General features: G+C 66.6%; 6 protein-coding genes. 2 read left to right on the forward strand and 4 right to left on the reverse strand.

All coding sequences use genetic code 11. The features are described 5' to 3' along the window. The 4 genes from Q0996_RS15875 to Q0996_RS15890 form a co-directional block, all read right to left on the reverse strand. Positions 1-1507, reverse strand: a 1507-nt coding sequence (locus tag Q0996_RS15875) for an RNA polymerase sigma factor region1.1 domain-containing protein (RefSeq protein WP_299621794.1), incomplete at its 3' end; no start/stop codon positions are given. Between the two features lie 82 nt (positions 1508-1589). Next, positions 1590-3515 (reverse strand): DNA primase, encoded by a 1926-nt coding sequence (dnaG, locus tag Q0996_RS15880; protein WP_299621797.1) that lies wholly within the window; start codon positions 3513-3515, stop codon positions 1590-1592. Between the two features lie 282 nt (positions 3516-3797). Then, the gene (locus tag Q0996_RS15885; protein ID WP_322096728.1) at positions 3798-4244 is read right to left on the reverse strand and encodes a GNAT family N-acetyltransferase; all 447 of its coding nucleotides are present in this window, start codon (positions 4242-4244) and stop codon (positions 3798-3800) included. Then, positions 4241-4696, reverse strand: a complete 456-nt coding sequence (locus Q0996_RS15890; protein ID WP_299621800.1) for a GatB/YqeY domain-containing protein — start codon at positions 4694-4696, stop codon at positions 4241-4243. The genes Q0996_RS15885 and Q0996_RS15890 overlap by 4 nt, the downstream gene beginning before the upstream one ends. A 178-nt stretch (positions 4697-4874) precedes the next feature. On the opposite strand from Q0996_RS15890, the gene carA reads away from it, so the two are divergent. Both carA and carB read left to right on the forward strand, forming a co-directional pair. Beyond that, positions 4875-6116 (forward strand): glutamine-hydrolyzing carbamoyl-phosphate synthase small subunit, encoded by a 1242-nt coding sequence (gene carA, locus Q0996_RS15895; protein WP_299621803.1) that lies wholly within the window; start codon positions 4875-4877, stop codon positions 6114-6116. Beyond that, positions 6100-7925: carbamoyl-phosphate synthase large subunit (gene carB / locus Q0996_RS15900; RefSeq protein ID WP_299621806.1), on the forward strand; the 1826-nt coding region annotated here is incomplete at its 3' end. The genes carA and carB, both read left to right, overlap by 17 nt.

Genomic DNA, 7925 nt, shown 5'->3' on the forward strand with positions numbered 1-7925 from the left:
GGATCAGGTCGAGGAACTGCAGGCCGCGGTTGGTGTACTTCTTGGCGATGGAGATCACCAGGCGCAGGTTGGCCTCGACCATCTCGGTCTTGGCCTTGCTGGCCTCCTTCTCGCCGGTCTGCACCGTCTTGACGATGCGGCGGAACTCGCTGATGGGCAGCTCGCTGTCGTCGGCGATGACCGCGACTTCCTTGCGGATGCGCTTCACCTCGTCGCCGTAGCGCTCGGCGAACTTGGACCAGCCCTTGCCGGTCAGGCGCTTCACACGGCTGACCCAGCGCGGGTCGAGTTCGCGCCCGAAGTAGTGGTCGAGGAAGTCCTGGCGCTTGACGCCGCAGCGCTCGGCCATGCGCAGCATCTTGCCCTCGAAGCCCAGCAGGCGCCGGTTCAGGCCGTAGAGCTGGTCGACGAGCTGTTCGATGCGGGCGTTGTTGAAATGGACGCCCTCCATCAGCTCGACGAGTTCGTGCTGCAGCTTCTCGTAGCGCCGCTCGGTCTGGGGCGTGGTCTTCTCGCCCTTCTGGAAGGCGGTCAGGCGGCGCTCCTGGACCTTGGTGATCTTCTTCCAGGTCTTGGCGATCTCGTCGAAGGTGTCGAGGACCTGGGGCAGCAGGGCGGCTTCCATGGCGGCGAGGGAGATGGAGTTCTCCTCTTCCTCGTCGTCGTCGTCCTCGCCTTCGCCCTCGGCCTTTTCGCCGTCCTCGCCCTTGTCCTCGTCTTCATCGTCCGCGGCGGCGGCGCCGTTCTTGCCGGCCTTCTTGTCTTTCCCGGACTTGTCCTCGGCGGCCTTGTCTTCCCCGGCCTTGTCTTCCCCGGCCTTGCCGTCGCCAGCCTTGCCCTTGGCGTCTTTCTCTTTGTCTTTGTCCTTCTCGGGCTGCGCTTCCGGCTCGTCCTCCATCTCGGCGATCTCGGCCACCGCCTGGTTCATGGCGTCCTCGGTCGGACCGCCACCATAGGTCGCATCCAGATCGATGATGTCGCGCAGCAGAATACGGCCTTCGATCAGCGCCTCGCGCCAGACCAGCAGCGCGCGAATGGTCAGCGGGCTCTCGCAGATGCCGCCGATCATCTTCTCGCGGCCCGCCTCGATGCGCTTGGCGATGGCGATCTCGCCCTCGCGGGACAGCAGCTCCACCGAGCCCATCTCGCGCAGGTACATGCGCACCGGGTCGTCGGTGCGCCCGATATCGTCGTCGTTCAGGTTGCCGCTGGCCGAGGCGGTGCCTTCCTTGCTGTCGTCCTCGGTGGCGGCTTCTTCCTGCTCCTCGCTCTCGATGACGGTGATGCCCATCTCGGAGAGCAGGGACATGGTGTCTTCGATCTGCTCGGAAGACATCTGGTCCGGCGGCAGCACGGAATTCAGCTCGTCGTAGGTGACGTAGCCGCGTTCTTTGGCCTTGGCGATCATCTTCTTGACCGCCGCAGACATGGAATCCATCAGCGGTCCGTCGGAGGATTCCTCGCGGTTTTCCGCAGTTTCAGCGTTTTCGTTCGCCTTCGTCGCCATTCAGCCCAATACCTCAGATGCCGATGCCAAAGCGCTCAAGGACAGCCCGGCCGGGAAGACCCCGGCCGCCGCCCAAGGCAGCTCACGTGTCAGTCTTGTCCATGGTCGCTTGAAGCGTGGCCTCAAAGCGGTCCAGATCCACCTTCAGGCCGTCTTCTTCAAGTCGCAGCTTCTGCCGCGCCTGGACCCGTTGCAATTGATCCGTCGTCATATCCGCCGCCAGCGCCAGGGCCTCTTCCACCTGCTGGGGAGCCGCCTGACGCTCACGGAGCACCCCCAAGATGTGCAATACAGATTGCCGCGCCACCTCCGCTGAGGCGTCGGGACGGGCAAACCTGCCGTGAACGTATACTTCCGGGGCTAAGAGTTTCGCCAAGACCCCGGAATACCCCTGATTGGACAGGTGGCATTTCACACCTTCGCTGTCAAGCTCCGGATGATGCGCGAAACAGTCGATCAGCGCCTGACGCAAAGCACTCAGACCTTCCTCGGCGAACTCGATCCCGGCTAAATCCTCAACAAACTCGGTTAATAAATTGTTGTGGTTGATCAGGGTGGCAAGCAGCAGTTCCGCCGTGCGGTCGGGATTCAGCAGATCGGTGGGGCCGCGGCGCTTGTCCGGAGGCCCCGGAGGAACCCATCCCCCTGCCCCTGCCCCCGCCCGGCGGGCGCGGGGGTCCCGCCGCCAGTCGCGGTTTTGACCGCCGCGCCGGAAACCGCCCTGGGAACTGCCCTGGAATCCAAAGGCGGCGCTGAAGCGGCGCTCCATCTCCTGGCGATAGTCCTCCCGCAGTTCGGGATCGCGGATGGCGTTGACCTGGCCGCGCAGCGCCGCACGGATGGCCGCCCGCCGCTCCGGGGTGTCGACGGGCCGTCCCTCGCTGGCCTGGCGCCAGAGCAGCTCCGCCAGCGGCAGAGCCGCCTCCAATAGGCCGCGCAGGGCGGCGGCGCCCTTGCCGCGCAGCAGGCTGTCCGGGTCCTCCCCCGCCGGCAAGAGGGCGAAACGCAGGCTTTTGCCCGGTTTCAGCAGGGGCATGGCCCGTTCCGCCGCGCGTAGGGCGGCCCGCTGCCCGGCGGCGTCGCCGTCGAAACAGAGCGTCGGCTCCGGCGCCAGGCGCCAGAGTTCCTCGATCTGCTCTTCGGTGATGGCCGTGCCCAGCGGCGCGACGGCGGCCGGGAAGCCGCCTTCCGCCAGGGCGATCACGTCCATGTAGCCCTCGGTCACCAGCAACTCGCCGCTGTCGTGGGCCGCCTTGCGGGCGCGGGCCAGGTTGTAGAGCACCCGGCCCTTGTGGAAGAGCGCGGTTTCCGGGGAGTTCAGGTACTTGGCCTTGGACTCCCCCAGGGTCCGCCCGCCGAAGGCGATGACCCGGCCGCGCCGGTCGGTGATGGGAAAGACGACCCGGTGGAAGAAATAGTCGCGCAACTCCTCCTGCGGGCCGTCCTCTATGCGCTTGACCAGTCCGGCTTCCAAAAGCTGGTCCACCGCGATGCCGCGCGCCCGCAGGGCCTTGGCCAGGACGCCACGCGCGCGCGGGGCAAAGCCCAGGCGAAAGGCCGCCACGGTCTGCGGTGCGAGGCCCCGCCGCTGAAGGTATTCGCGGGCCTCACGCCCCGCCTCGCCGGCCAACTGCTCCTCGAACCAGGCGGTCGCCGCCTCCATGACGTCCAGCAGGCTGCTGCGCTTTTCGGCGCGGGCGCGGTCCTGCGGGCTCTCCTGGGGGACGGTCATGCCGGCGAGGCCCGCCAGGCGCTCCACGGTCTCCGGGAAGGTCAGCCCTTCGCTGTTCATGACGAAGTCGAAGGCGCTGCCGTGGGCCCCGCAGCCGAAGCAGTGATAGAAGCCCTTTTCGTCGCTGACCGTGAAGGACGGGGTCTTTTCGTTGTGGAAAGGGCAGAGCCCGCTGTGCTCACGCCCGCGCTTCACCAGCTTCACGCGCCGTCCCACCACCTCGGAGAGGGTGATCCGGTTGCGCAGTTCGTCCAGAAAATCCGCCGGAAAAGCCATCAGGCCCTACAGGTTCCCTTGCCCTCTTGTTTGATGTGAGTCGCGATCGCGACCGGGCAAGGACCCGTTCCCCATTGCCACAGCGCCAACACTAGCAATTGTGCCGGAGTCGCCCACGGCATTGATTTTCGGAATCGGTGGAAGACGCCCTTCGGAATGCTCCTGAAGGATCGGGATAATGTGTGGGTTCTTTGTACCGTTGCTGCGATTTTCCAGGCGAATCAGATACTTGGATGCTGGGGATAAATACTGTCCACCGGAGCCGCCAGACGAGGCTGCGCCTCAATCCAGCCGCATCTTGATCCAGGGCAGCGGGCGCGCGGCGCCCTGTTCGACGACGCGGAATCCGAAACTTGTGTAAAAGCGGCGCGCAATCGCGTTGGCGATGTCGGCTTTCAGTTCCACCGGCCGCCCGACGCGACCCAGAAGCGCGGTGAGGAGCGCCCGGCCAATGCCTCGGTTCTGCCGCTCGGGGGCGACGAAGAGATTGTGCAGGAACCAGAGGCCCGGCTCCCGCCAGACCGAGGCGAAGGCGAGGATTTCGCCCGCTGCGCCCTCGGCGACCCAGAGGGTCTCGCCCGCCGTGGCGTCGGCGAACTCGTCCAACGCATAGGCCCGTTCGTCCCAGTGGAAGGCGGCGGTCCGCGCATCGCGGAAGATCAGGGCACAGGCGGGGTGGTCGGCGGCACTGGCCAGGCGAATGACCGGGGACAGGACAGGGGCCGTCAGACCAGCGCTTCCTTGACGATGCCGCTGGCCTTGCCGAAGTCCATGCGGCCGGGATAGCGCTCCTTCAAGGTGCTCATGACCCGGCCCATATCCTTCACGCTGCCGGCCTCGAGCTCGGAGATCACGCCGTCGATGGCCGCGCGCATGTCCATCTCGTCCATCTGCTTGGGCAGGAAGCGCTCGATCACCTCGATCTCGTCGGCCTCGCGCTTGGCCAGATCCTCGCGCCCGCCCTTGGTGTACATCTCAATGGAATCATGGCGCTGGCGCACCATCTTCTGCAGCATCTCCAGGATGGCCTGGTCGCCGACACCCTCGCCGTTGCCCTTGCCGCGCTCGGCGATGTCGCGGTCCTTCAAGGCGGCCAGGATCAGGCGCAGCGTCGAGGTTGCATGCGCCTCCTTGGCCTTCATCGCGTCTTTCAAGGCATCGTTGAGACGATTGCGCAGCATCTATGGTCTTCCCTCAACCTCGCAAGGCGCGGGAGGTTAGCCCAATTGTCCCGAAATGGCAAAACCGATCTAAGGGCTTAAGTTATTGAAATATATTGATTATGGACTTTTGGTTACGCTTGACCGAAGCCCGCCTTTCCCTTAAACATCAGGCCGCTCGCGTGCGAGGATTCGCTTCATGACCGATGCCAGGGCCCCTTCCAACCCGTCCACCGCGGACGGGCAGCCACTTGCTGCGCCAAAACCCGGCGGCGGCACGGCCGCCCTGATTCTGAGCGACGGCACGGTGTTTCGCGGCACCGGTCTGGGGGCGACGGGCCGCGCGGTGGGCGAGGTCTGCTTCAACACCTCCATGACCGGCTATCAGGAGATCGCCACCGATCCCTCCTACGCCGGACAGATCATCACCTTCACCTTTCCCCACATCGGCAACGTCGGGACCAACCCCGAGGACATCGAGACCACCACGCCGGCGGTGCGCGGCCTGGTGCTGCGCGCCGAAGTGACCGAGCCCTCCAACTGGCGCACCGCCCAGCACCTGGACGCCTGGCTGAAGTCCCACGGGCTCGTCGGCCTCGCCGGGGTCGACACCCGGTCCATCACCCGCCGCATCCGCGACCTCGGCGCCCCCAAGGGCTGCATCGTGCACTTCGCGGCGGGCGAGAGCGACGGCGAGCTGGCGTCCCTGCAGGCCGAGGCGGCGGACTGGCCGGGCCTGGAAGGCATGGACCTGGCCGCCGAGGTGAGCTGCCGCCAGACCTACCGCTGGTCGGAGACGCGCTGGGAACTGGGCCGGGGTTACGGCGCCCTGGAGCAGCCCCGACACCGCGTGGTCGCCATCGACTTCGGGGCCAAGCGCAACATCCTGCGCTGTCTGGCGAGCCTCGGCTGCGACGTCACCGTGGTGCCCGCCGACGCCAGCGCCGAAGACATCCTGAACCACGACCCCGACGGGATCTTTCTCTCCAACGGCCCGGGCGACCCCGCGGCCACCGGCGTCTACGCCGTGCCCACGGTCCAGACGCTGCTAGAGACCGGCCTGCCGATCTTCGGCATCTGCCTCGGCCACCAGATCCTCGCCCTGGCCCTGGGCGCGCGCACCGAGAAGATGCATCTCGGCCACCGCGGCGCCAACCATCCGGTGAAGGATTTGGAGACCGGGCGCGTGGAGATCACCAGCCAGAACCACGGCTTCCAGGTGGTCGCCGAGAGCCTGCCCGCCGGCGTCGAGCAGAGCCACGTCTCGCTCTTCGACCGCTCCAACGAAGGCCTGCGTGTCATCGGCCGCCCGGTGTTTTCCGTGCAGTACCACCCCGAGGCCTCCCCCGGCCCGCAGGACAGTCACTACCTCTTCCAGCGCTTCGTCGACATGATCGAAGCCGAGAAAGCCGCCAAGCCCAAGAATGCCCAAGCGCTCTGACATCCAGTCCATTCTCATCATCGGGGCAGGGCCGATCATCATCGGCCAGGCCTGCGAGTTCGATTACTCCGGGGCGCAGGCCTGCAAAGCGCTAAAGGAGGAGGGTTACCGGGTGATCCTGGTGAACTCCAATCCGGCGACCATCATGACCGATCCGGACCTGGCCGACGCCACCTACGTCGAGCCCATCACCCCGGCGGTGGTCGCCAAGGTGATCGAGCGCGAGCGGCCAGATGCCCTGCTGCCGACCATGGGCGGACAGACCGCGCTCAACACCGGCCTGGCGCTGGAGCGCGACGGCACCTTGGCGAAGTTCGGCGTCGAGATGATCGGCGCCAAGGGCGATGTCATCGACAAGGCGGAAGACCGGCTGCGCTTCCGCGAGGCCATGGACAAGATCGGCCTCAAGTCGCCGCGTTCGCGCCTGGTGAAGAGTTTCGACGCGGCCATGGAGGCGCTGCCCGACATCGGCCTGCCGGCCATCATCCGCCCCTCCTTCACCCTGGGCGGCACCGGCGGCGGCATCGCCTACAACCGCGATGAGTTCGAGGACATCGTGCGCGGCGGCCTGCGCGCCTCGCCCACCGACGAGGCGCTGATCGAACAGTCGGTGCTGGGCTGGAAGGAATACGAGATGGAGGTCGTGCGCGACTGCGCCGACAACTGCATCATCATCTGCTCCATCGAGAACGTCGATCCCATGGGCATCCACACCGGCGACTCGGTGACCGTGGCGCCGGCTTTGACCCTGACCGACAAGGAGTACCAGATCCTCCGCGACGCCTCGATCGCAGTGCTGCGGGAGATCGGCGTCGACACCGGCGGCTCCAACGTGCAGTTCGCCATCAATCCCGACGACGGCGAGCTGGTGATCATCGAGATGAACCCGCGGGTCTCGCGCTCCTCCGCGCTGGCGTCGAAGGCCACCGGCTTTCCCATCGCCAAGATCGCCGCCAAGCTGGCGGTCGGCTATACCCTCGACGAACTGGACAACGACATCACCAAGGTGACCCCGGCCTCCTTCGAACCGACCATCGACTACGTGGTCACCAAGATGCCGCGCTTCACCTTCGAGAAGTTCCCCGGCGCCGATCCCTACCTCACCACCTCTATGAAGTCGGTGGGCGAGGCCATGGCCATCGGGCGCTGCTTTGCCGAGTCCCTGCAGAAGGCGCTGCGCTCCATGGAGACTGGGCTCACCGGCCTCAACGAGGTGGAGATCCCCGGCGCCCTGGACGCCGCCGGTGCCGTCGACCGCGACGCCGTGCGCTCCGCGCTCACCAGCCCGCGGCCGGACCGCCTGCTGACCATCGCCCAGGCCATGCGCCACGGCCTGAGCATCGAGGAAATCCAGCAGACGACCAAGTTCGATCCCTGGTTCCTGGAACGGGTGGCCGAGATCGTCGCCGCCGAGGCGGCGATCCGCGAAGGCGGTCTGCCCGAGGACCGCGCCGGCTGGCTCGCCCTCAAGAAACTGGGCTTCTCCGATGCCCGCCTGGCCGAACTCTCCGGCACCGAAGAAGAAGCCGTCGGCGCCCACCGCCGTACCCTCTCGCTGGGCGCCATCTACAAGCGCATCGACACCTGCGCCGGCGAGTTCCCCTCGGTGACGCCCTACATGTATGCCGCCTACGAGGGCGGCCATCAGGGGCCGGAGGGCGCGCGCCCGGCCGACTGCGAGGCCGATCCCAGTGACCGCAAAAAGGTGATGATCCTGGGCGGCGGGCCGAACCGCATCGGCCAGGGCATCGAGTTCGACTACTGCTGCGTTCACGCCGCCTATGCCCTGCGCGAGGCCGGCTTTGAGAC

Origin of the sequence: Pelagibius sp. (assembly GCF_028289705.1) — a bacterium.
GTDB lineage: Bacteria > Pseudomonadota > Alphaproteobacteria > Kiloniellales > Kiloniellaceae > Pelagibius.

Excerpts from the sequence above, each read along its gene's own strand:
- Q0996_RS15890 (WP_299621800.1), bottom strand. The coding sequence starts at position 4,696 with ATGCTGCGCAATCGTCTCAACGATGCCTTGAAAGACGCGATGAAGGCC.
- dnaG (WP_299621797.1), bottom strand. The coding sequence starts at position 3,515 with ATGGCTTTTCCGGCGGATTTTCTGGACGAACTGCGCAACCGGATCACC.
- carA (WP_299621803.1), top strand. The coding sequence starts at position 4,875 with ATGACCGATGCCAGGGCCCCTTCCAACCCGTCCACCGCGGACGGGCAG.